Annotated in this window: 18 protein-coding genes; 4 read left to right on the top strand and 14 right to left on the bottom strand. The window is 45.5% G+C overall.

All coding sequences use genetic code 11. The features are described from left to right. Positions 1 to 264 precede the first annotated feature (264 nt). From moaC to J3998_RS03190, 3 genes are all read left to right on the top strand, one after another. Positions 265 to 762 carry a cyclic pyranopterin monophosphate synthase MoaC gene (gene moaC / locus J3998_RS03200; RefSeq protein WP_208147847.1) on the top strand — a complete coding sequence of 166 codons (498 nt, stop codon included), beginning with the start codon at positions 265 to 267 and terminating at the stop codon, positions 760 to 762. After that, complete coding sequence (locus J3998_RS03195; RefSeq protein ID WP_208147845.1) at positions 749 to 1,024, top strand: GIY-YIG nuclease family protein; 276 nt, start codon at positions 749 to 751, stop codon at positions 1,022 to 1,024. Before moaC ends, J3998_RS03195 begins: the two co-directional genes overlap by 14 nt. 107 nt (positions 1,025 to 1,131) lie before the next feature. After that, positions 1,132 to 1,458: a carboxymuconolactone decarboxylase family protein gene (locus J3998_RS03190; RefSeq protein ID WP_208147842.1), complete on the top strand. Its 327-nt coding sequence runs from the start codon at positions 1,132 to 1,134 to the stop codon at positions 1,456 to 1,458. 169 nt (positions 1,459 to 1,627) lie between these two features. Here the strand turns inward: J3998_RS03190 and J3998_RS03185 are convergent, their stop codons facing one another. From J3998_RS03185 to J3998_RS03150, 8 genes are all read right to left on the bottom strand, one after another. Continuing rightward, the gene (locus J3998_RS03185; protein WP_208147840.1) at positions 1,628 to 3,964 is read right to left on the bottom strand and encodes an EAL domain-containing protein; all 2,337 of its coding nucleotides are present in this window, start codon (positions 3,962 to 3,964) and stop codon (positions 1,628 to 1,630) included. Next, positions 3,961 to 4,839, bottom strand: coding sequence for a phosphate/phosphite/phosphonate ABC transporter substrate-binding protein (locus tag J3998_RS03180; protein WP_208147830.1), 879 nt, complete (start codon positions 4,837 to 4,839; stop codon positions 3,961 to 3,963). Before J3998_RS03180 ends, J3998_RS03185 begins: the two co-directional genes overlap by 4 nt. Before the next feature lie 197 nt (positions 4,840 to 5,036). Continuing rightward, positions 5,037 to 6,818: a DEAD/DEAH box helicase gene (locus J3998_RS03175; RefSeq protein ID WP_208147828.1), complete on the bottom strand. Its 1,782-nt coding sequence runs from the start codon at positions 6,816 to 6,818 to the stop codon at positions 5,037 to 5,039. 417 nt (positions 6,819 to 7,235) lie between these two features. Continuing rightward, on the bottom strand, positions 7,236 to 7,703 hold the full coding sequence (ybaK, locus tag J3998_RS03170; protein ID WP_208147818.1) for a Cys-tRNA(Pro) deacylase: 468 nt from the start codon (positions 7,701 to 7,703) through the stop codon (positions 7,236 to 7,238). Between the two features lie 105 nt (positions 7,704 to 7,808). Continuing rightward, positions 7,809 to 9,182 (bottom strand): TRAP transporter large permease, encoded by a 1,374-nt coding sequence (locus J3998_RS03165; RefSeq protein WP_208147808.1) that lies wholly within the window; start codon positions 9,180 to 9,182, stop codon positions 7,809 to 7,811. After that, positions 9,182 to 9,733, bottom strand: a complete 552-nt coding sequence (locus J3998_RS03160; protein ID WP_243750568.1) for a TRAP transporter small permease subunit — start codon at positions 9,731 to 9,733, stop codon at positions 9,182 to 9,184. The genes J3998_RS03165 and J3998_RS03160 overlap by 1 nt, the downstream gene beginning before the upstream one ends. A gap of 141 nt (positions 9,734 to 9,874) precedes the next feature. Then, positions 9,875 to 10,291, bottom strand: coding sequence for a hypothetical protein (locus J3998_RS03155; protein WP_208147794.1), 417 nt, complete (start codon positions 10,289 to 10,291; stop codon positions 9,875 to 9,877). A gap of 69 nt (positions 10,292 to 10,360) precedes the next feature. Then, positions 10,361 to 11,053 carry a hypothetical protein gene (locus J3998_RS03150; protein ID WP_208147792.1) on the bottom strand — a complete coding sequence of 231 codons (693 nt, stop codon included), beginning with the start codon at positions 11,051 to 11,053 and terminating at the stop codon, positions 10,361 to 10,363. A gap of 289 nt (positions 11,054 to 11,342) precedes the next feature. Between J3998_RS03150 and J3998_RS03145 the strand changes: the two genes are divergently transcribed. Then, a complete protein-coding gene (locus tag J3998_RS03145) occupies positions 11,343 to 13,622 on the top strand; it encodes a primosomal protein N' (protein WP_208147790.1) in 2,280 nt (759 codons plus the stop codon). A gap of 224 nt (positions 13,623 to 13,846) precedes the next feature. On the opposite strand, the gene J3998_RS03140 is transcribed toward J3998_RS03145, so the two are convergent. The 6 genes from J3998_RS03140 to J3998_RS03115 form a co-directional block, all read right to left on the bottom strand. Beyond that, entirely contained in the window at positions 13,847 to 14,419 is a 573-nt protein-coding gene (locus tag J3998_RS03140; protein WP_208147788.1) for a LemA family protein, read from the bottom strand. 10 nt (positions 14,420 to 14,429) lie between these two features. Further along, positions 14,430 to 15,377: a hypothetical protein gene (locus J3998_RS03135; protein WP_208147786.1), complete on the bottom strand. Its 948-nt coding sequence runs from the start codon at positions 15,375 to 15,377 to the stop codon at positions 14,430 to 14,432. A 78-nt stretch (positions 15,378 to 15,455) separates the two neighbouring features. Then, complete coding sequence (locus tag J3998_RS03130; protein WP_208147784.1) at positions 15,456 to 16,787, bottom strand: hypothetical protein; 1,332 nt, start codon at positions 16,785 to 16,787, stop codon at positions 15,456 to 15,458. A 195-nt stretch (positions 16,788 to 16,982) separates the two neighbouring features. Continuing rightward, entirely contained in the window at positions 16,983 to 17,945 is a 963-nt protein-coding gene (bioC, locus tag J3998_RS03125) for a malonyl-ACP O-methyltransferase BioC (RefSeq protein WP_208147782.1), read from the bottom strand. A 7-nt stretch (positions 17,946 to 17,952) separates the two neighbouring features. Continuing rightward, the gene (gene bioH / locus J3998_RS03120; protein WP_208147772.1) at positions 17,953 to 18,744 is read right to left on the bottom strand and encodes a pimeloyl-ACP methyl ester esterase BioH; all 792 of its coding nucleotides are present in this window, start codon (positions 18,742 to 18,744) and stop codon (positions 17,953 to 17,955) included. Continuing rightward, positions 18,745 to 22,512: a DUF748 domain-containing protein gene (locus J3998_RS03115; RefSeq protein WP_208147753.1), complete on the bottom strand. Its 3,768-nt coding sequence runs from the start codon at positions 22,510 to 22,512 to the stop codon at positions 18,745 to 18,747. Positions 22,513 to 22,552 lie beyond the last annotated feature (40 nt).

Here is a 22,552-nt window from a genome sequence, read left to right as displayed (position 1 = left end):
CATTAAATGCCGGAGCGGCTTCATTTAAACGAGGTAATCCGAAAGTCTGTTCCATGATAGAGTCCTTAAATTAGTTTTGTTTATATGCCTATTGGTTACGTGAATCAGTATAGGAAAAGGCTATCGATATTGCTAATTTAATATTTTTAATTTATCGATAGATAAAAGCTATTTATTGTTTTTAAGGTTATAGCTATAGCCTATGGACTCTGTTTTGATTGAATGAATGGTTTACAATAGCGCCACAAAAATCTTGTAAGGAGAATGAAGATGGCAAATGAATTAACGCATCTGGACGAAAAAGGCCAAGCACGTATGGTTGATGTGAGTGCTAAAGAGCATACAGAGCGTGAAGCACGTGCTATGGCGGTGATTAATATGTTGCCGGAGACGTTAACCATGATTGCTGAAGGTAAGCATAAGAAAGGTGATGTTTTGGCAACAGCGCGTATTGCCGGCATTATGGCTGCTAAACGTACTCCGGATATTATTCCGATGTGTCACCCGCTACTTTTGACCTCTGTAAAAGTGGAGTTGACGCCAAACTTCGATAATAACTCCGTAGAGATTATCGCTATCTGTAAATTAGTTGGCCAAACCGGTGTTGAAATGGAAGCTTTAACGGCCGCTTCGGCAGCAGCATTGACCTTGTACGACATGTGTAAAGCGGTTGATAAAGGGATGGTGATTGATCAAGTACAACTATTGGAGAAAAAAGGCGGTAAGTCTGGGCACTGGACTCGAACTGGTGACGAAGCCTAAACCTTCCGAGTCGGCATGGTGCGTTTATCTATTGCGCTGTGTCGATAACACTTTGTACTGCGGTGTGACCAATGACATGGATAAACGTCTGCGCCAGCATAATGGCGAAATCAAAGGCGGGGCGCGTTACACACAAACGCGTCGACCTTGTCAGTTAGTCTATCAAGAGCAGGCCGAAAATCGACAGGCCGCTTGCCAGCGCGAGTATGCGATCAAACAACTTTCTAAAAGTGCTAAAGAGGCGATGACTTGCCAGTTGTGAAGGCACTACACTCCTAGCGGTAATCTTGTCATAAAAAATTCATATAAAAAATGAATATCCCTTTAAATTAAAAGTGATTAAGCATCGATTTTATTCTGGAGGGAGATATGGAAAGGTTGCAAGAAACTGGCGCAATGATGGGGCGTTTGATGAAAGATATGCCAGAGCAGCTCAAGCAGTTTAGCGGCTTTGTTAAGATTGCCGAAGCTGACGGAGCATTGGAAGAAAAAACCAAGCACTTAATGCTGCTGTCTCTCGGTGTTGCTTTTCAGTGTTCATGGTGTATCGCAATTCATGTTAAGGGCTGTGTCGATCAGGGTTGCAGTAAGGAAGAAGTCCTGGAAGCAGCGATGATGGCAGTCGTCATGGGCGGCGGCCCGAAACTAATGTATATCGAAGTGGTTTATGAAGAGCTAGATAAGTATTTCCCTTAAGGAAATGCAGCGTCGCTAAATTTTACAAAGCCCCTGCGGGTGAGGTTTTGCAGAATAACTTCGTGGTTAAGGCGCTTAACCATAGTGATGGCGATGCTTTTTAAAGACCGCATAGAATTTATCGCTTCAATTCCTTGCTGAAGTCAATAAGGACTTATTCTAGGTTTCCTTAAGCTTCCTTGTTCTCTAACGGCGGAATTTTTGCACCGGATAAAGCTGGGTGGTGCAGTTGCGGCTTATCCAGATAGTAGCCTTGTCCCATGTCAATTCCCAGCTCGATGCAGGCTCGTAGGGTCGCTTCGTTTTCGATAAACTCGGCAATTGTCTGTTTACCGAGTCCTTTGGCAACCATCACCATGCTTTTAACGAATAGTCGGTTTTCTCTGGAATTATCTAAATTCTGGATAAAGGTACCGTCGATTTTTAAGGCATCGACTTTAAGGTGTTTTAAGTAAGCGAAGGAGGCAAAACCTGTGCCGAAGTCATCCAAACACACTGCGCAACCGATATCATGCAGTGCATTGATAAAGGCAATGGCATCCTGAATATCGGCGACGGTTTCGGTTTCGGTCAACTCAAACAATATTCGCTTTGGTGCAACCTTATATTTCTCAATTGTCGCTTTAATATAGTGTGGGAGCTCTGTATCATCAAATGATCGACCGGATAGATTGATAGCGATATTTGGCATTTTCGGGTTCTTAGCGAGCATGAAGATACTCCGCTGGATAACATAGCGGTCAATCTGAATAATCTGTCCGTTCTTCTCGGCAATTGGAATAAACTCGCTCGGATAAATGAGTTTATCTTCATTGATATCCTGCAGGCGAATTAACACTTCTAGGTGATGAATTTGTAGATTTTTACAATCGTAAATACCTTGGAAATGCAGGTCGAAATGTTCGTTACTAAGAGCGTTTTCGATTGCTTCTGTCCAGGTCAACCGTGCCATTTCTTGATCGAGTTTAGTATCCTGCGGATTATAGATGGTGTAGGTATTCTTGCCTTTGGCCTTAGCGTGATACATCGCAATATCAGCGTGTGAAGGCAACATGCTAGGATCGCTACTTGGATGTGGGTAGAAAGAGATGCCGATACTCGTAGTCAGGCGAATTTGTTGCGAACCGAAGTCATGATGGGTACTAGCCAGAGCGTTGATGACCCTTTGCGCCAGATGTTCCGCTTCCGACTGCTCGTCAACAATCGACAGTAATGCAAATTCGTCGCCACCAAGGCGGAATAGCCACTCTTCCTGCCGAGTCAGTTTACGCATGGTCTTAGCGACGGCGATAAGCACTAAATCGCCTTGAGCGTGTCCGAAGTTATCGTTAATTAACTTAAATTCATCAAGGTCGAAAAACAGCAATGCAAGAAATTGATTACGGCGTTTTGCATAGGAAGCCATGCTGACTAGTTGGCGCTCGAAACCATGTCGGTTATTTAGGCCAGTCAAAGGGTCATAGTTTGCCATCTGAATCAGATCTTGTTCCATCTTCTTTTGTTGAGAAATGTCTTCAAACACCCATAAATGACCATTACCGGCGAGTGTTTCTCTGACTAACATATGCGATTGCAAAATAACTCGACCGTCCGAAAGAATGCATTCCGAGCGCTCTTCGCCCAGTTGGTTCCAATTCAACTCTGTTTGTTCCACGATATGAACCGGCGAGCGTTTAAGTATTGTTATCAATGACTGGTTACGAATAGAAATCGAGGTGCCTAATTCCCATATTTCGAAGAATTTCTGATTGTGGTATTCGATTTTGCGATCCGAGGTTTCAAATAGGATGCCGACATTCATTGTGTCGAGTAACGAATGTAGCCGGTTTTGTTCCAGTTCGATTAGGTTGGTACGGTGCTGAATGGACTGCCTTAAGGCTTCAAAGCTTTGCCCCAGGTCGCCGATTTCGTTGTCTCCCAGTTTTGGTACCGGAGTCAGGTAATCGCCGCGGAGCATTTTTTGACTCGCTGTATTGAGTTTCAACAGACCCTTGGTTAGAAAACCCATTAATAAACTGGTCAATAGGATTGTTAAGAAAATCGCCAAGGTAGTTAGGACAATCATCTCTTCGCGTAAGCTTTTCTTTAAGAGCGCATACTGGTTGAAACTAAGTTGATACTGGATACTTCCGACCACTTCATCACCGATTTTTAATAAAACGTGTTCGCTGAAAGTGTTTTCGTCAGTAGTTTTAATTTTTACAGGGTCTTGCTGGCCGACGATATTTTGAGCCGCATCGCGCACTTCGATATGTTGCAGCTCCGGATGATTGTCGGCAATCTGTTCCAGTTGAGACGTTAGGTTGGCGTAATCTTGGGTAAATACCAATGGTGCTAAAGAGATATTCAGAAATTCGGCAAATTGCTGCTGAATATTATTTCTCTCTTGGTCAGAGAAGTTGCTGATCGAATCATTAATATTGAGAATTAACAGAAATAACAAAAAGGCTAGGGAGCTACCAATCGCGACATTGATTTGATTGCTAAGAGAAGATAGCCATTTCATGGTTTGCTTTGCTCCAATCTGGCACGTTGTTCAGTGTTCAGCATTCCCAATTCGAGAAGAAATGCATCTAACTGCAGCATGTCTTGCGGCGTTTCCGGACGGCTGTTATGTAAGCCCTGCTCGCTAAAATAACGCTTACCGGCATCGGTTTTAGCAAAGCTTAAAAACGCTTTTCGGAGTTTAGCAATTTTTTCCTGACCCAAACGCTTGTTTGCCATTAATGCGAAGCCCGGAAAGGATTTCGATTGGAATAATTTAAGCAGATTTTCTTTCCCTTCAGGATTGAAGTCTTCCCATACCGGTTTACCGAATCCCGCTAGAGGATAGATGTCACTAATTGCCGCCAGCATTGCGCTTTGGTGCGAACTGGTTTCAATAATTTCTATGTCGATGTCTGGGCGAATTCCGGCCTGTTGCAAGGCTTGGCGGCTTAAATAGTTAACAATCGCGCTACGCGGCGGCAGGATAATTTGCTGGCCTTTAAAATCTTTAAGTGTTTTGCCTTGGTGGTTTCGATGGGTGACAATCACCGCATAGGAATGGTTGCTGGTAAAGCCTAGCCATTGGTATTGGTCAGTTAATTCAGCCAAACGTCCCATATGAGGTGCGCCAAGAATAATATCGTATTGTCCTGCTCGGATGGCATCGCTAAAACTGGCAAAGTCGCGTGCGCTGACTAGGTGAATAGGCGCTTGTAAAGTTTGCGAAAATCGCTCTTTTAACGGTTGATGGGCTTTGATTAAGTGTGCAGGCGTTGCATAGGGAAACAGCGCCATACTAACGGATTCGGACGCTCGCGATGGCTGTCCAAAGCCGGCAATCAACATGACCAAGAAAAGCGCTGAGCTGAGTTTTCGAAAAAGCGGATGAGTCATGTTGAAAATAAACAGTGTTGTCGTAAATTGAAAAATGATTTTACCCTACTTTATTTAGGGAGAAAGGGCGCAGAAGAGATTAAATCTCGGTTTTTGACTTAAGACAATTCATTTATCGATTTTAAAAATAAAAAAGGCAGCCGAGAAAACTCTCTGGCTGCCTTCTTAAAACAACACCCGTTGGGTGCTAGCAGTGTTTAGTCGCGCGACTTTTTACGGCTGCGTGAGCGCTCATCATTGTCTTTACGGTGACGGCTTAGACGAGTACGGCCCGCGCCCTGTGTTTTCACTTCAGTAATCTTCAATTGCTGACCGCAAACCCATGCTTTGCGTAGGTCGTTCATTGCATCTTTAGAGATTTTCTCCGGCAAATCCACCATTGAATAGCTGTCTTCGATTGTCAATTGACGGATGAACTCGCTGTCGATACTGGCTTCATTAGCGATACAGCCAACGATATTACCCGGACGAACGCCATGGGTACGACCCACTTCAATGCGGAAACGGCTCATGCCTTCATCCGGCGTTGCTGATTGACGACGACCGCGACGTTCACCGCGCTCCCCGCCACGCTCTCTACGGTCACCACGACGATCATTACGATCAAAGTCACGGCCACCACGATCAGAACGTTCACGTGAAGAGACTTCGCGAACCGGCTTGTCTTTAATGAAGAATGGAACATCACCTTGCATCATGCGCGCAATGGCCGCTGCGATTTCTACCGCCGGAACATTTTGTTCGTTCTCAACCTGTTCGATTAGGTTTTGGTAGAAGTCCAATTCATCCATTTTTAGTGCTTCAACAATGCGACCTTTAAAACGTTCGATTCGGTTGTCGTTGATGTCCTGTGCTGAAGGCAGGTGCATTTCATCCACTTTTTGCTTGGTGGTGCGTTCGATGGATTTCAGCAGACGGCGCTCACGCGGTGTAACGAAAAGAATCGCAGTACCGGAACGACCGGCACGACCGGTACGACCGATACGGTGCACATAAGATTCGTTATCTTGCGGAATATCGTAGTTCACAACATGGCTGATACGTGGAACGTCCAGACCACGGGCTACAACATCGGTCGCAACCAGAATATCCAATTTACCGGATTTCAGTTGGTCAACGATACGCTCACGTTGGTTCTGGGCGATGTCACCGTTCAATGCCGCTGCCGCATAGCCGCGTGCTTCCAGTTTCTCTGCTAGGTCAACGGTCGCGTTTTTAGTACGCACGAAGATAATCAAACCGTCGATTTCGGCTGAATCTGCTTCCAGAATACGGGTTAGTGCATCTAGCTTGTGGCCACCGCTTACCAACAGGTATTTCTGAGTAATTGTCGTTGCTGTTGCGGTTTTCTGCTTGATGATAACCTCGGTCGGGTTATTCAAGTAGTTGGTCGCAATGCGGTGCACTTCTTTCGGCATAGTCGCTGAGAAGAGCGCGATTTGACGGGTATCCGGCGTGTGCTCAAGTACCCATTCAACATCGTCGATAAAGCCCATGCGTAGCATTTCGTCGGCTTCATCCAAAACCAACAGTTTTAGGTTATCTAGTTTTAGCGTGCCTTTACGCATGTGATCCATAACACGGCCAGGCGTACCGACAACAACCTGCACACCGCGTTTTAGTGCGCGGATTTGCGAACCGTAGTCCGAACCACCGTAAATCGGTAGTACGTGAAAACCTTTCATGTGGTGTGCGAAAGATTGGAAGGCTTCAGAAACCTGGATCGCCAGTTCGCGGGTCGGAGCTAGAACCAGTACTTGCGGGTCTTTTTGACGTACATCGGCATTGCTTAATGCCGGTAGTGCGAAAGCCGCAGTTTTACCGGTACCGGTCTGTGCCATACCTAAAATATCGTTGCCTTCTAACAGCGCAGGAATCGCTTGAGCCTGAATCGGACTCGGGGTTTCGTAGCCGATTTCAGAAATGGCAGAAAGAATTTCAGGTTTAAGACCTAGGTCTTTAAAAGTGATATCACTCATCGGGTGTCCTTAATTGCATCGAAATATCGATGGACTTTGCCCGGAATAGAAAAGGGAAAACTAGGGCGCAGACAATAGGTCGCGCACTGCTACATCGCTTGGGCAGGAATGATCGAGCCGGGTATGAGCTTGCTATTCTTGGGGCAAATTTGTGTTCATAAAACGAGCATCTTTGCAGCAAAACAGCATCGCATCACAGCGAATTGGAGAGGAAGCAAATGGCTCTAATCGTGGCATTTATTGCGGTACTCGCTTAACGAGTCAGCAATTATTTGATGGGGAAATCTTGGTTAGTATAAAAAAAATCTAACGCCCCATTAATGCAGGGCGCAGATTGTACTAAGTGATTGAGGTAAAAGCAAATTTTGTTTTGCGTATTCGACAAATTTTTTGGGCCGAATTAGATTTTGTGTTGGTCTAGGATTGGTTGATAACAGAAAATTGTGCCCGAGTAAGTTGTTGTAGGTCAGCCGCCGCCAGCTCGATTTCCAAACCTCGACGGCCGGCACTGACAAAGATGGTATTAAAATTCAGTGCGCTGCTATCGATAATCGTCGGTAATAATCGTTTTTGCCCAATCGGACTAACGCCGCCTAAAACGTAACCGGTTTTACTGACTTGAGCTTTATCGGCCATATTTACCTTTTTGATGCCAAGTGCTTTGGCAAAGCTTTTGAGGTTTAGCTGATAAGCGACTGGCACTACGGCGACATACATCTGCTTATGCTCATCGCTGAGCACCAGTGTCTTAAAAACTTGTTTCGTTGCAAGTCCCAATTTATCAGCCGCTTCCTCACCATACGAAGCGGCTTTCGGATCATGTTGATATTCATGTACTTGAAATTGAATTTTTGCCTGTTTTGCTTGGTTAATGGCAGGAGTCATCGTTTGCTATCTCAATTAAATGGGCATTTGGTTTTGCACCGGATGTAAATTGATTTTCTGTATAGGGTTGAGTTTAAAAAACCAGCCGGAGCTGGTTTTAATTCGTTAATCGCTATAGACCACACTCGGTAGCCATGTGACCAGTTCCGGCCAGATCGCGAGTATCACCAGCACCGAGAGCTGGATAAAGATGAACGGAATGGTGCCTTTATATAAATCCGCGGTTTTCAGATCCGGCGGGGCAACTCCGCGCAGATAGAAGAGCGCGAAACCGAATGGCGGAGTCAGGAAAGCCGTTTGCAGGTTAATGGCAATCATAATTCCTAGCCAAATCGGATCAACGCCCATCATTAGCAGAATTGGCGCAACCACCGGCACAACCACATAGGTAATTTCGATAAAATCGAGGAAGAAACCGAGGATAAACATCAATGCCATAACAATCAGCATGGCGGTGAAGACACCACCCGGTAAATCGGACAGAAGGTCATGCATTAAATCGTCGCCGCCTAGACCACGGAATACCAACGAGAAGAAAGCCGCACCGATAAAGATTAGGAAAATCATACTGGTGACTTTCAAGGTGTTTTGCATCACGGTTTGCAGCGTTGTTAAATCCAATTGACGATTGATTAAAGCTAACACCATTGCACCAAGTGCACCTAAAGACGCGGCTTCGGTTGGTGTCGCAAAGCCGCCTAAAATTGAACCGAGCACCAAAAGAATCAATAGCATTGGCGGCACTAGACTTTTAATCACGCGCTTGCCAAGCCCCGGTTCAACCGGCGTGCCGATATGATTCGGAACCTTGTCTGGATGACGCATCGCTTGCAAGAATAGATAGGCCATATACAGCAGCACCAGCAACATACCTGGCAGTAGCGCGCCGATAAACAGGTCACCGACCGATAAGGTTTCCGGCGAGAAGATACCTTGGTTAAGCTGCGCTTGTTGGTACGACGAAGATAGTACGTCGCCAAGAAGAATCAGCACGATAGACGGCGGAATGATTTGCCCAAGCGTCCCCGATGCACAGATGGTTCCACTCGCTAGTTTCGGGCAGTAACCTTGCTTAAGCATAGTCGGCAGTGCCAGCAAGCCCATGGTGACCACGGTTGCACCGACAATACCGGTACTTGCCGCCAGCAACATGCCGACGATAATTACCGCGATACCCAAGCCGCCTTTGATACCGCGCATCACTTCATCCATGGTGGTCAACAGGTCTTCGGCGATTTTTGATTTTTCCAGCATAATCCCCATAAACACGAACAGCGGCACGGCGATTAGGGTTTGGTTGTTCATAATGTCAAAGATTCGGTTTGGAATACTTTGTAGGAACGCCATATCGAAAGCGCCGAAAAGATTCGCTGCTAAAGCGAAGAGTAGCGAGACACCGGCAAGGGTTAGAGCAACCGGAAAACCGGCCAAAAGGAAGATAAAAATAAAGGCAAATAGAAGAAGCGATAACCATTCCATTATAGCTTTCCTCCCTGTGTGACCGGCTTATCATCGTCATTGCGGTGTTCGCGAATCGCAAGCCAGTTTTTGCCGATAATCGCCAGCGCTTGCAGCAACAGTAAGCTTGCCATAATCGGGATTAGGGTTTTCAGCAAGTAGACATAACCTATGCCGCCGGATTCCGCTGAACCTTCACTAATCGCCCAGCTATTGCTGACGTATTCCCAACTGCTCCAAAGAATAAATAGGGTCATTGGAATGGTGAATAGAAGTGAACCGATGAGGTTAATCCAGTGTTTGCGTTCAGCACTGTAACGGCTGTAGAACACATCGACACGCACATGTTCATCATGCAGATAGGTGTAGGTGATGCCGAGCATAAACAGGATGGCGTGGTTGTAAGTGATGGCTTGTTGCATCGCAATCGAACCGGTATCGAAACCGTAACGTAGCACGACCACCAAGGCGGTGATAATCACTAAGGAAAGAACGCCCCAGGCAATAAATCGACCGATTTTGTCTTGCAGTGTCTGGTGCAGACCGAGATAGGTTTGTAGCAATTTATCCATAAAAATCATTTTATTAAATCTATAACTGTTGGCTATTTTAGCGATTTTTACAGACATGCGCAGGTGTAAACGAAAAACCCACTGTAAATTGCTTGCAGTGGGGCGTTTAGGTTATTGATCGGTGATCAGTTTTGGGGGCGTTTAAAAGTCGAAAAGAATGTCGTAAATCACTCGGGTTTTACGATGCATTAATAAGATGTCGCCGCCAATTCGTACTCGAATCAAGTCATCCGGTATTCTTGGTAAACGGACTTCCACATCTCGCGGCAGGCGCTGATAGCGAACCTGTGGCGGTAGCGGTTCATGCAAGCGGTAAGGGCGTTTGTAATGTCCCGGCGGGACACGTTTATAGCCTTTTTTGTATTTACTACTGTGACGAGGGTGGTAGTAATCATATAAACGGTAGTTATCGTCATTGCTGAAACGGTAATCATAGTAATCATGATGGTGTGGCGGTGTCTGCACAACGGTTCTATGCTGAACCACGCAACCATTTAACAGAAAGGCACTACCGAACAGTGCGGCAATTAGGGCATTACGCAAGTTGAGTAAATTCATAGCTCCTCCGTTACTTGTCTAAGGAAATGCAGAAATAGGTCCAAACCGCTCGCAGAAGCCAGTGAGGACTTACTTCTGGGTTTCCCAAAAGCGACGAGCTGATGCTGAATCGCGCTGCTCTCTATTATCGTTGTCTGCTTTGTTCTGCATGTCGCGTTTTGGGGCTTTGTTATATGGTCGATTAGATTTTTCCGCGTACGCTTGTTGATTGCGTTCTTTTTTATAATTCACTTTATCATTTTGTGGTCTTTTAGCGCTTAAATTTTTGTCGCGATTATTTGCAAATCTTGGAGATTCTTGACGTGCAAACACCGGTTTGGTCTGCGCTTGTACTCGGCGATTACTCTGAGTAGCGGTTTCCCGACTCGGTTTTTTGTCGACCTGAGTCGAACGATTTGGACGTTCTTTATCTATTTTATTATTGCTGTATTTACGGTCGTTCTGTTGATGGTCGCGCTTATCGTTATCGCGATTTTGATGGCGATCGGACTTAGTGTTTTTATACTGCTCGCGACGGTCTTTATGGTGCTGATTTGGAGGTGGTTTTTGATAATAGACGTTCTGGTAAACACGATTATCATAGCGTTGCGGATAGCGTGCATCGGGATGCGGAAGCGGTTTTGAATAATAGCGAGTATCAGGATAGGTCTTATAAACCATATGACCGCTGTAATGCGGATGATGTACGCAGCCACCAAGAATAAAGGCACTGCCGATTAACAGAAACATGCTTCGATAAAATCTACGGTTAAAGAAGTTCATGAGGTCTCTCCCGTCAATTTTTTAGGAAATGCAGAATAATTTCAAAGAAATTCTGCTCTATGTTTTCTTCAGGAATATTGGTGGTTTATTAATCTTTTGTGCGATTCCCGATGATTGAAATATTCAATATGTCATTCAGTAGACCATAAAAACCGTAGTTGTAATTTGAAACAAATATGCAAACACCGTTGAGCAATTTTATAAATGTGTTTATTGCTAATTTCTATCGAATGGCATTTACAGGCGATACAATAAGCCAATCACTTTCTTTGAACTTTCTGGATTAGCTTTGCAGACTTTTGAGCCGACAGAACCGACCAATAAAACCGATAATCTTGTCTTAAAAGTTGCGGTGACAGGCCCCTTTTTAACAGCATTGGACTACCTTGACTGTGATGGCTTAGTGCATGACGAAGCGCCGGAGAGCTTGATTGGCCGCCGCGTCCGCATCCCGTTTCGCAATAAGTCACAGGTTGCTTTGGTCGTTGCGGTTGCTCAAGCCGAGTACGAGCTGGACAAGACCAAGCCGATAGAAGAGTGGCTCGATCGTGAACCGATTGTCAGCGCGCGTGATTTGGCTTTTTTGCAGTGGGTTGCCGACTATTATCATGCACCGATTGGCGAAGTCATCAGCACTGCGTTGCCAAAGCGAATTCGTGCCGGCGAGCCTGCTGAATTGCAAGGGGCTGACACTTGGCGAGTTACTCAGTTAGGACGAGAGAAGTTGCTGGATATTCCAGCGCGTGCCAAAGCACAAATCGCCCTAGCGCAAGCCTTTCTTCAAGCGCCGCAGCCCTTGACTGTGCAAGACTGCAAAGCGATGACTTCCAGCTGGCGTAAAATCCTCAATCAGTGGCTTGATGAACAATTCCTACAAGCGCTTCCCGGCTCATGTTGGCAAGAACCTTTAGCCAAAGCCGGTGCGCATCATCCTTTAAATCAACAGCAGAAAGACGCAGTCAGTGCAGTGACCGACAAGTTGGATAGCGGCGGTTTTGCCAGTTATTTGTTACAAGGAATTACCGGCAGTGGCAAGACGGAAGTGTATCTGGCGATGACCGAGTTTGCCTTGCAGCAAGGTAAGCAGGTGCTGATTTTGGTGCCGGAAATCGGTCTGACGCCGCAAATGATTGGTCGTTTCTCCAGCTACTTACAAACTCCAATCGCATTATTGCATTCCGGCATGAATGACACGCAGCGACACTGCGCGTGGCATTCGGTACGAACAGGCGAGGTTTCGGTGCTTTTGGGAACGCGTTCGGCAGTGTTCGCGCCATTTAGAAACTTGGGCTTGTGTATTATCGACGAGGAACATGACGCTTCCTACAAGCAGCAGGATGGCGTTCGCTATTCGGCACGCGATATTCTGGTTCGCCGTGCCCATCAGCAGCAGGTGCCGGTGGTGCTGGGCTCGGCAACGCCGTCGTTGGAAAGTCTGTTTAATGTTCAGCAACAGCGTTATCGTTTATTGAAATTGACCGAACGTGCCGGTGTTGCCAAGCCGCCGCAAATCCGCTTGATTGATATTCGCGGCGAGAAAATTCAAGAAGGTGTGGGAGCGAAATTAAAAGCCGCCATGCAGCGTCATCTAGACAACGGCAAGCAGGTCTTGCTGTTTTTGAATCGACGTGGTTTTGCACCAGTTTTGATGTGCCATGATTGTGGCTGGCAAGCGCACTGCCCGAGCTGTGATGCCAATATGACTCTGCATCAGGGCGCGCATCACCAATATTTGCAGTGTCACCATTGCGGTGAACAGATGGCGCAGCCGCCGGAATGCCCGGGTTGCGGTGGTAAAGAACTGCATACCATGGGGCAAGGCACCGAGCGTTTGGAAGAATCCATTCGCGAATGGTTTGCCGATAAAGCCGTATTACGAATTGACCGCGACAGTACACGCCTAAAAGGCAAAATGGCTGAACTTACCGCGCAAGCGCATTCTGGCGAGGCAGATATTCTGATAGGCACTCAGATGTTGGCAAAAGGGCACCATTTCCCGAAAGTGACCTTGGTCGGCATGATTGATATCGACCAAGGTTTGTTTAGTTGTGACTATCGCGCAACCGAGCGCATGGCGCAGTTGTTATTGCAAGTCGCGGGACGCGCCGGTCGTGCCGAAGATGCCGGTGAAGTGTTGGTGCAGACCCATCATCCGCAACACCCGCTGTTATTGAAGCTGATTAAAGACGGCTATTCCGGTTTTGCCGGTGCCGCTTTGCAAGAGCGTAATGAGGCGCAATTGCCGCCGTATCGTTTCCAGTGCTTGGTGCGTGCCGAAGCGCATAATCCGCAAGATGCATTGGATTTCCTGCACTCGCTAAAAGCCGGTTTGGAGCTGCAATGGCAGTCGTTACAAGATGATGGACAAGACTATTTAGAATTCTGGGGGCCGGTCAGCGCGCCGATGCTACGCCGACAAGGACGTTTTCGTTATCAGTTGATGCTCAGTAGCGCATCACGTCAGAAGTTGCACCAACTGTTGAATATTATGCAGCCGCATATTTATAAAAGCCCGCTGGCGAGAAAGGTGCGGTGGAGTTTAGATATAGACCCGCAAGATATGTATTAACTTCTTTTGAGTCTAAAATCACCGCACTCTGTGTTGCTCGTCACTCGTTTATAGCGAATAAACTTCGTTCCTCGCGCCTTGATAGCGGCGATTTTATTTCTCAAAAGTGGTGATGTGAACTTGCTCCGCATGCTACAATTGAGGAAATTTTTTCTCACAATCAGTTCATACCAATTATCTAATTCTGCGTTCCTCGTATCTTGATAGCGACGGTTTTTTCTGCCTTAGAGATTTGGTTTGAATTCAAATGCTTTTGAAGATTCGTTGTCTTCAAAGGTGTTTAAGTTTTTCTCACGGTTAAGGAGTTTATTGACTAGCAATGCTGGGAATGACTGAATCAAGCTGTTGAAGTTATTGACGTTAGAGTTGAATACGCGGATCGCCGCACCGACCATTTCGTTTTGGCGTTCGACGGATTTCATTGTGGTGATATAGGTTTCCGAGGCTTTAAGGTCAGGATAGGCTTCGGCAACCATGCTGATTGAACCAACTAATTCTTTGCTGACCTGCTCAATCATACCTAATCCCGAAACATCAACATCCTCTTTCTTCATTTTGGCGACTGCGGTGCGGAGCTTAGTAACATTATCAAGAGTTGCTTGTTCATGGGCTTGGTAATTTTGCGTTAGTTCGATGAGGTCGGGTAGGATTTTGGCTTTTTGCCGTTCAGTGGCAATGACATTCGACCAGCCTTCAATCGCGTTGTTTTTGTAAGATACGATGCGATTGTATAACCAAATTAGGTACAGCGCTGCAAAGACAATGATGCCGATGATAATGATGTTTTCTTGCGACATTTTGTTTCTCCTAGTGATTGTTTATATTGTTCACAAAACTGAGTAATTGACTGTAATTTTGTGAGGACGTTTGCTGCTTTAAGAAGGCGATGAAATCGTCAATTTCATATAGGCTTAGGTTTTTTGGTAAGTCCCAATTCATAATTTTAGATTTTGTCGTAATCAGGATGTGGCCGTCGCGAATTTCAAAACAGCAGTGTTTCAAAACGGCATTAATCTCCATAATCTGCAAAACTGCATGGGCATTGATAAACAGTGCGGTATTCACATCATCTTCGCCTCGAATCGAGAAGGTTTCATTGAACTCATTCAATGCAGGGGTAAACCCCTCGCTTTTGCGAAGCTTTACAGCATCATGCAGAATTTCGATGGCAGGACAATTCTGGAATGGCATCATTAATGCATAGCGGATTTCGGTTTTGTATGCTTTTTGCCCTTTGCTATTGCGGACTTCAGCGGAATATCGATTGCCTTTACCAAAGTCGTGAATGCGATGTTTGATTTCAAATAGGTAGCCATTTTCTTGGTTGCGATGAATCTTTTGGATTGTTGGGTGGTCAAGCATCGAAAAACTGAAAAAAGAATCCAATTCGAGTTTGGCCTTGTCATCGGCAATAATGCCGTTATCAAACTCGGCATCGCGTTGCAGAATTGAATCACCAAGATTTTTGACAAACCATTGTCTGCCGAAGCCAAAACCGATGAACAAGAGACCCATGCCTGCAATTAGATAAGCAAACAGTGCTTGGCGTTGCAGTTCGAGCGGTAAAAACCAGAAAATAATGCCTGCGACTAAGGTAATCCCGCCAAGGACGTTTAATAGAGTGTTATTAAAACGAAGACCATCCGGAAAGTTTTTCAGTTGGTCGAGAATTTGTAGCAGATCCTCAGATGAAGTGGCTGCCTTGAGCTGTTTATAGCTGTCGATAACTAACGAAGTGAGGGCTCGATTATTCATTCAATAATCCCTTTAATAAAAAGCCCAAGCATAAAGTTTTATGCTTGGGCGATTTTTAGATATTTATTGCATTGTTTTTTATAGGCTACGGTTAATCGAATTACCGGATTCCGGCTCAAATTCGACAATGCCGATCGAGTCGTAACCGAATAATAAGGTGCCGGTGTTTTTGTTGTACCACATAGGCCCATAGTTAAGCGTTAAGGTCGCTAATGGGCCTTCTTTACAAAGTGGGAACCAGTCAGCCCAATCCTTATCTCGTCCACTACAGCTCTTATCGGTAATCAGGATTTTTTTCCAGCCAGGTCTCCATGCAGTGACCATCGCTGAGCTCATCTTCCCGGAAATCCAAAATACGTTACGCTTGTCATCCCATTGAACATGTCGCCAAGCTTCTGGCTTTGGTCCTTTACGAATCAGTGCTTTACGATCACCGGTTTCAGGGTTGATTTCAAATAACGTTTTTTCACCTGTGGAGTGGGTATAGAGCTTACCGTCATGTAAATAAGCACCTAACATTGGGCCACGCATATCGAAGCCACGGCCTACTTTTAAACCGTCATCGCGTTTACCACTGACCGAAATAATGTCACAAGTTTTACCGTCTTGGCTGACTCGACCAAAGCCCGTTCCGCCCATTTTGCTATTACTAAAGCTGACGATAAAGGAGCCGTCTTTGGGGTCAACAGCAAATACCTCTTGAGTGTACTGCACGAATTTTTGCGATTCGCGTTTAATCGATTTACGACCCGATGGACATTGCCCATATTCAGGGTTTCGAGCTTCCCAAACAATACTACGATTGCCATTTTCAGGATTAACTTTGTAAATCACAGGACCGCTGCCGAAACTGTCTTTATTATTGTCGCGATAAACATAACTAAAGGCATACCAATTGCCGTCAGGTCCTGGCTGAATGTCTTTTAACATATTAAAAGCAGGCCCTTCAGCAATGGTTTTATGTCCATAATCGTCTTGGGCATCACCACTGATAAAGCGACGTGACCAGTCATCCATATTGTAAGCAACCACCAAGCCCTTGCCGTCTTTGCTATTATCCCAATAGACCGAGGCGATCAGTTCATTACGGTCATAATCGATAAAGCCGCCGCTGATATGAGCATTGAAATAAGTGCCGAAAGAAGGGCCGTCGCCAATAGTGCTGCCTCGATTAACCGCAACTTCATAAGGGCGCATACACTCTTCTTTACCAAAACTTTTATTACTGTTTTTGCCGGCACGGCAGTCCACTTCAAAGGCGGTTTTGTGTTTAATTTTCTGTTTTAAAACTGCGCTACTATTTTCGTATTTGGCTTTTTCAGGATACAGATAAGAACTTTCTTCGGCAGACGCGTTCGAAAAAGAAATGCTGAGGATAGCAGTAATAACTAATAGTCTATTGGGAATCATGACCCCTCCAAAATAATAAAATGCTTACTTTTTAAGAAACCGAAAATTATTATTTTGATGTATTTTTCAGAACTTAAATAATATTTGGCGCTTTGTTATTTGATTCTATGAAAAACACTATGTATGTCAAATATAAATTATAGTTTACTTTTTTTGGGTACTTTTGTGGGTGGATGTCAGGGGCTTTGGACAACCCTAAGCGTTGCGTTTCGTTTGCTTGGCAAACTCATCCAGACTGATTTCGACTAGGCCACTGCGGTCGCGGTCTGGGCCTTTAAAGACTTCTTGCGCCGCCCAAGCGTGGCCGTGAACCACTTCATAGGTGGCGTTGATTTTGCCGTTCTGACGCAGTTCTTCATAGGCATTCAGCATGGCTTGGAATTTGCCTTTGCCCATCAGACCGCGCTTACGATTTAAACTGGCATTGGTAGCGCCAATCGCTTTCAAGTCTTTGATTACGCCCATCGGTTTGTCGTAGGTCAGAGTAAAGTGTTCGACATCCATTACCGGTTGACCGAAGCCGGCACGAATTAAGGCGTCGCCGATGTCGTGCATATCGATAAAATGATTCACATGCTGATTTTCGACATCAGCCATTTGCCAGGCTTGGCGCAATTCTTTCAAGGTATCCGGTCCGAAAGTGGTGAACATCAGCAAGCCTTCTGGACGCAATACACGACGAAATTCTTGGAACACGGCATCCAAATCATCGCACCATTGCAGCATCAAATTGCTGGTAATCATATCCAGACTGCCATCAGCAAATGGCAGTGCAAATGCGTCGGCATTAATGAGCGTTACGCCAAGCTTTTGATTAAATTTCGGCAAGAGTTTATTGAGCGGTTTCAGCGCAGTAAAACGTTCGATCTGTAGGCGAGTTTTAGATATTTGCAACATCGCTTCGGAAAGGTCGACCGCAAATAAATCCGCATCCGGGTAACGAGCCAAAAGTTTTTCGGTGAGCAGGCCGGTTCCAGCGCCGATATCGGCAATGCGCAAGACTTCAACAGTGGTTAGCGAGAGGCGCTCGTCAATCCGTTCGGCCACGGTTTTTTGCAAAATCGCCGCTTCGTCATAGCTCGGTGCGGCATGACTGAAGTGCTGCTTAAGATGTTGGCGATTAACGTGCTGTAGTTGCTCGTGGCTGGGTAGACTCATGTGCTCTTTAATTCAGTTTGGCTAAAAAATGGCGGATTGCATCGGCGGTTTGTTGTGGGTGCGACGCAAAAGGCGTATGTGCTGCACCTTCTAAAATCTGCACTTCCGCTTGGCGCTGTATTGTACTGAATTCTGAAATAAATGCCTGCGGAATCAGTGGGTCGTGTTCGCCAAGCAGCCATAGCACCGGCATTGTTAACTCGCCGGCTTGATCGCGAAAATCGAAGTGTTTCAGTAAACGCAGGCCTTGGGTCAAGCCGCTTAATTTCGGAATTTGGTAATCCTGCATGCGTTTCACGAATTGGCGGATTTGCACGCGAGGCATGTCACTGCCTTGCATTTGTAGCGTCCAAAAACTCTTAAGGGTGGCGATACTATCGGCTTGTACCGAGTGCATGAAATCTGCCATGAGTTTTGGCGAAACCGCCCACTTCCAATCGTCGTTTTGTGTAAAACGTGGTGTGGATGCGAGACAGATGAGCGAGGCTACCTTTTCTGGGTGTTGAATGGCAATTTGTTGTGCTAGCAAGCCGCCGAGCGACCAACCGAGCAAATGTGTGTTTTCTGGCATGGCGGCAACGATTTCGTCAATCCAGTTTTGTGCCAGTACTTGGTCGCTGTCTTGGTTATCGACGCCGGCACTTCTACCGAATCCAGGTAGCTCAATCAGATGTAATTGGTAATAATCGGCTAAATAATCTTTAGCCCAATCCTGCCAGACCGCATTCTGCGCTCCCCAGCCGTGAATAAGCGCCAGTTTTGGTAGGTTTTCATTGCCGAGAATGGTTTTGTTTAACATTTAAATACCCATTTGGATTTTGGCCGCGCCGCTTTCTGTGCTGATTTTCGGCTGGCAGATAACAATCTGGTTGGTGCTGACACCTTGCTCCAGCAGATAGCGTTTTATCATGGTCTGGCGCATTCCGGCTAGGCGTAGTAGCTGGTCGTCAGTGACTAGCGGTAAGACCCCTTCTTTTTTCTGAGTATCGGTTTGTGCGGATTCAGCAATTTTCTTTTTATCGCTCTGGTTTGCACCGCCGCATAGTTTAATCTGCACATTGCTCTTCGATTTAAGCAAGGTGCTGACTTTTTGCAGATAGGTTTGCATTTCGTCACTGATTTTAAAGCTGCCATCTTCAAAAGCGACCGGTTGCAAACGCACTGCCGATAGCTGGTCAAAAGCCATTTCACCGACCAAAGCAATCGCTCCAAAAGGTTGCAGAGCGAGTAGCAGGTAAGTGCGCGTCGCTTTGCCCAAGGCGCCGTTTAATGCCGTGGCAACGACATCTTCAATACTAAAATTAGGATTGCTTAAATCGCCCTTAATCGGTAGTTTGAGTTCGATATTATCGTTCTTGTCTCGAAGCAGACTCAAGCCGACTTCCAGCGGCATACTGAAACTTTTATTAAACTCGTCGGTTTTTTCTTTATTGGCGCTAGCCAGTTCAAACTTATAGAGCTTGACGTCGTTTTCCATATCGATTTTGTTATCGGCGATATTGCTGTCGATTTTTGCAGACAGTTGCCCGCTGTCGATTTGATAGCCGACTGCTTGTTGAACTAGCGGCGAAAAGTCGTTCAATGCCAACCCATCGATAGTGGTTTTCGCTTGTACTGATAGTTGATTTGCTAAAGGCGCAATTTTGCCGCTTGAACGAATTTCATTGAATTCATCCAAACTTGCCAAAAACTCGAAGTTACTGGCTTGTTCTGGCTTTGTGCTGTCAAAAGAGTCGAATTGTAAGGTTTTAATCGCTAAGGTCTTGGTAATGGGTGGCGCTTTTTCATCGACGGGATTAGCAATTTGCAATTGGATTTGATTGGTGCCTTGCAGAGCAAATGAGCCGAGCAGGATTTTTGGTAGGTCATTAGATGGGGTGCCTTCTGGTTTGGCTTCCGCATCCTTATCGGTGGTTTTATTTGGTGTTTGTTTTTCGATGCCGAAGGCGTTCAATAAGGCATCAACTTGCGTTACTTGATAGTTTTTATCGACATTGAGCTCACTGCCAAAATCGACAATCGCAATATTATCTAATTCAACTGCTAACTGAGGCGCTACCGTAATGTCGCCTTGATTAAGCGTGATGGATTTAATTGTCGCAACCGGTACTTTTTCGGCACCCTGAACGCCTTGCACATCCAGATTATTTAATTCCAGATTTCTAAAGGCGAAATGCTCAAGACTTTTCAGTGTCAGGCTTGGAAGGTTGAAGCTTTCAAGTTGTACGGCATTGTCTGACTTCGGCGAACCAGCTTGGATTTGCCTAGCGTTCAAATTTAGTTGACCGCTTAGTTTTGGTTGCTGTTCGCTTTGGGCTAGATTTTGACTGAGTTGGGTTTTTCCATTCCAGGTAAAGCGCTTGAACTTGGCAGTTTGTTGTTGGTTACTAAAGCGAAATGCTGAGATTTGTCCTGAACCTTGGTAATCAGTCTGTAAAGCATCATTGGCGATAATCGTTTTCAGAGTGAAGTCAGAGCTTAGGTTATGCGCAATGCTCAGTTTACTTTCCGGTAATTCGGTCTGTGCTTGGTTAAGGGTTAGTTTGCCTTGTAGATTAATCTCCTGAGTGCCGTTGCCTGCTTGTTCCTTGCTAGGGTGGATTTGAGTCAGATTAAGATTGCCGTCGTACCGAACCAGTTTGGCTAGCTGTGATAAGTTTTGTTGCTGCAAATTAAGGTCATTAATGCGAATCGAGCCTTGCTGCTGCAATTGCAGTTGTTTGGCGTTATTGATCAGCAGTAGGTCAAGCTGTGCTTGCAAGTTTTGCGTAAGTTGGAGAGGCGTTCCGGCAGTTTGTTGTTTGAACTGTAATTGTGCGCCGTTTAAATCGCCCTTAGCGGTTAGTTGCAGCTCGTCGCTCTGCTGCCAATTGATCTGGCCGTTCCAACTGATGGTCGATGTATTCAGGCCTATGTCGTTCTGCGTAAAAGCGAGGTTTGTAATCGCAATCGGTCCGGTTTGTGACAGGCTTTGTTTATTATCGGCAAAGTTAGCCTTAAGGTTTAGTCTGCCGTTTACAGAGCTGTTTAGTTTCAGTTTGCTTGGCTGTTCTGCGCTGTTGTCTTGTTGGGTTAAAGCCAACTGTTTGAAGCTGACATCGCTACTGGCAGTGATGTTCAGTGCTTTGCCGAGTTGAATGTACTGAGAACCAGTAAGGTTTAGCGCATTTAACGTTAGTTCTAAGGTGTTTTGCAGCTTTTGGTTGATTTTATTCAATTGTGCAAATTGTAGCTTCTCACCGCTAAGGCTTCCATTTAAGGCGATGTTCTGTTGTTCAAGGTCATAATCGACGACACCTTGATAACGTACTTGCGGATATTCGATCTGCAAGGTTTGTTGCTGATTTTTTGTAAGCTGTGCTTGCGATATTTGCAGTTTTTCGAGGTTTAAAGCGCCGTCTAAATTGAGTTTAGGTTGGCTGATTTGGTAATTGGCTTTGCCTTGGTAACTGAATTTTTGATAATTGATTTTTAGGTCGGAAGGACTTGGCTGCGGATTCACTTGCTGCAGAGTAAAGTTGGCCAATGAAAGTAGACCGTTTTGCTGGATTTTGGCATCAGGGCCATCCAGATGACCGATTAAATCGATATTGCCTTGTATATCGGTCAGCAGTTTAAGGGTGTTTTCTTCATCACTGCCTTGTGCGTATTCAAGCCGTTTTCCGTTTAGCTTACCGAGTACCTTTATCCCTTGTACGTCACCGGCAAAGTAGTGAACATCGCCTTGCCAAGCTAATTCTTGGCTGCCGATCTGTTGCTGTGGCAAAGTGATATTGGCATTTTTTAGGGAGATGTCGCTGTATTGATAGAGGTTAATACCGTTACTTTGCTGTTCGATAGTAAAGGTCATGTCAGCGCTAAGTTGTCCTGCAAGGGGCTGATGAACCCATTCTTGTAAGTCATTCAATTCCAGCTCTCGTACCTTGATTGTGCCGATGATTTTCGGCACCTTGGCGAACAGGTGTACTTGTAGGTTGGCATTAATCGATTTTTTGTTCAGTGCACTGGTTAACTTCAAGCGGGCGAAATCGCTGTCCCAACTATAAAGTTCATTCAAGCTGAGATTGCGGATTTGGTAGAGCTGTTGCTGTTGGTTTTGAATCAGCTGTAAGTTGATGTCATGCAGGCTTAGTTGGCGGACACCAAAATCAATGGGTAGGCTGGTCGAAGGCGACTCGTCTGAACTAGCGCTTTGCGGTATTTCAAAGCCAGCGATTTTAAAACGTTGCTGCTCATTTTGTTGCATCACCTCAATGGGCAGCGTTACCCCACTGAGTTTGATTTGCGAAAACAGCAGACGTTTTTGGAAAAATGCGCGAAGTAAGATGTTGGCATTAAACTGTTTGATTTGCGTTGAATATTGCTCGTTTTGCAGCTTAATGTTGCGAATTTGTAAGTGACCGGTAAATAGATTAAGGTCGATGTTGTCAATGCTGGCTTGCTGGCTGCTCTGTTTTTCTAGCACATAAATTGCCCCGTGCTTGAGCGCCACCGGCAACAGACTGACAAATAAAATCAACAGCAGTACAAGGCTGCTAAGCCAAGGATGTTTTTTCAAAAACGGCATAGTTTTAGGCTTACCTTTCCACAGAACAAATCAATGATTG

This window comes from Thiomicrorhabdus marina (assembly GCF_017571465.1).
GTDB lineage: Bacteria > Pseudomonadota > Gammaproteobacteria > Thiomicrospirales > Thiomicrospiraceae > Thiomicrorhabdus > Thiomicrorhabdus marina.
This window is presented reverse-complemented; position numbering and strand designations above follow the sequence as displayed.

What these genes read in the sequence shown, in the direction of transcription:
- moaC (WP_208147847.1), top strand. Translation starts at nt 265, where the DNA reads ATGAAGATGGCAAATGAATTAACGCATCTGGACGAAAAAGGCCAAGCA.
- J3998_RS03190 (WP_208147842.1), top strand. Translation starts at nt 1,132, where the DNA reads ATGGAAAGGTTGCAAGAAACTGGCGCAATGATGGGGCGTTTGATGAAA.
- J3998_RS03185 (WP_208147840.1), bottom strand. Translation starts at nt 3,964, where the DNA reads ATGAAATGGCTATCTTCTCTTAGCAATCAAATCAATGTCGCGATTGGT.
- J3998_RS03180 (WP_208147830.1), bottom strand. Translation starts at nt 4,839, where the DNA reads ATGACTCATCCGCTTTTTCGAAAACTCAGCTCAGCGCTTTTCTTGGTC.
- J3998_RS03175 (WP_208147828.1), bottom strand. Translation starts at nt 6,818, where the DNA reads ATGAGTGATATCACTTTTAAAGACCTAGGTCTTAAACCTGAAATTCTT.
- ybaK (WP_208147818.1), bottom strand. Translation starts at nt 7,703, where the DNA reads ATGACTCCTGCCATTAACCAAGCAAAACAGGCAAAAATTCAATTTCAA.
- J3998_RS03165 (WP_208147808.1), bottom strand. Translation starts at nt 9,182, where the DNA reads ATGGAATGGTTATCGCTTCTTCTATTTGCCTTTATTTTTATCTTCCTT.
- J3998_RS03160 (WP_243750568.1), bottom strand. Translation starts at nt 9,733, where the DNA reads ATGGATAAATTGCTACAAACCTATCTCGGTCTGCACCAGACACTGCAA.
- J3998_RS03155 (WP_208147794.1), bottom strand. Translation starts at nt 10,291, where the DNA reads ATGAATTTACTCAACTTGCGTAATGCCCTAATTGCCGCACTGTTCGGT.
- J3998_RS03150 (WP_208147792.1), bottom strand. Translation starts at nt 11,053, where the DNA reads ATGAACTTCTTTAACCGTAGATTTTATCGAAGCATGTTTCTGTTAATC.
- J3998_RS03140 (WP_208147788.1), bottom strand. Translation starts at nt 14,419, where the DNA reads ATGTCGCAAGAAAACATCATTATCATCGGCATCATTGTCTTTGCAGCG.
- J3998_RS03135 (WP_208147786.1), bottom strand. Translation starts at nt 15,377, where the DNA reads ATGAATAATCGAGCCCTCACTTCGTTAGTTATCGACAGCTATAAACAG.
- J3998_RS03130 (WP_208147784.1), bottom strand. Translation starts at nt 16,787, where the DNA reads ATGATTCCCAATAGACTATTAGTTATTACTGCTATCCTCAGCATTTCT.
- bioC (WP_208147782.1), bottom strand. Translation starts at nt 17,945, where the DNA reads ATGAGTCTACCCAGCCACGAGCAACTACAGCACGTTAATCGCCAACAT.
- bioH (WP_208147772.1), bottom strand. Translation starts at nt 18,744, where the DNA reads ATGTTAAACAAAACCATTCTCGGCAATGAAAACCTACCAAAACTGGCG.
- J3998_RS03115 (WP_208147753.1), bottom strand. Translation starts at nt 22,512, where the DNA reads ATGCCGTTTTTGAAAAAACATCCTTGGCTTAGCAGCCTTGTACTGCTG.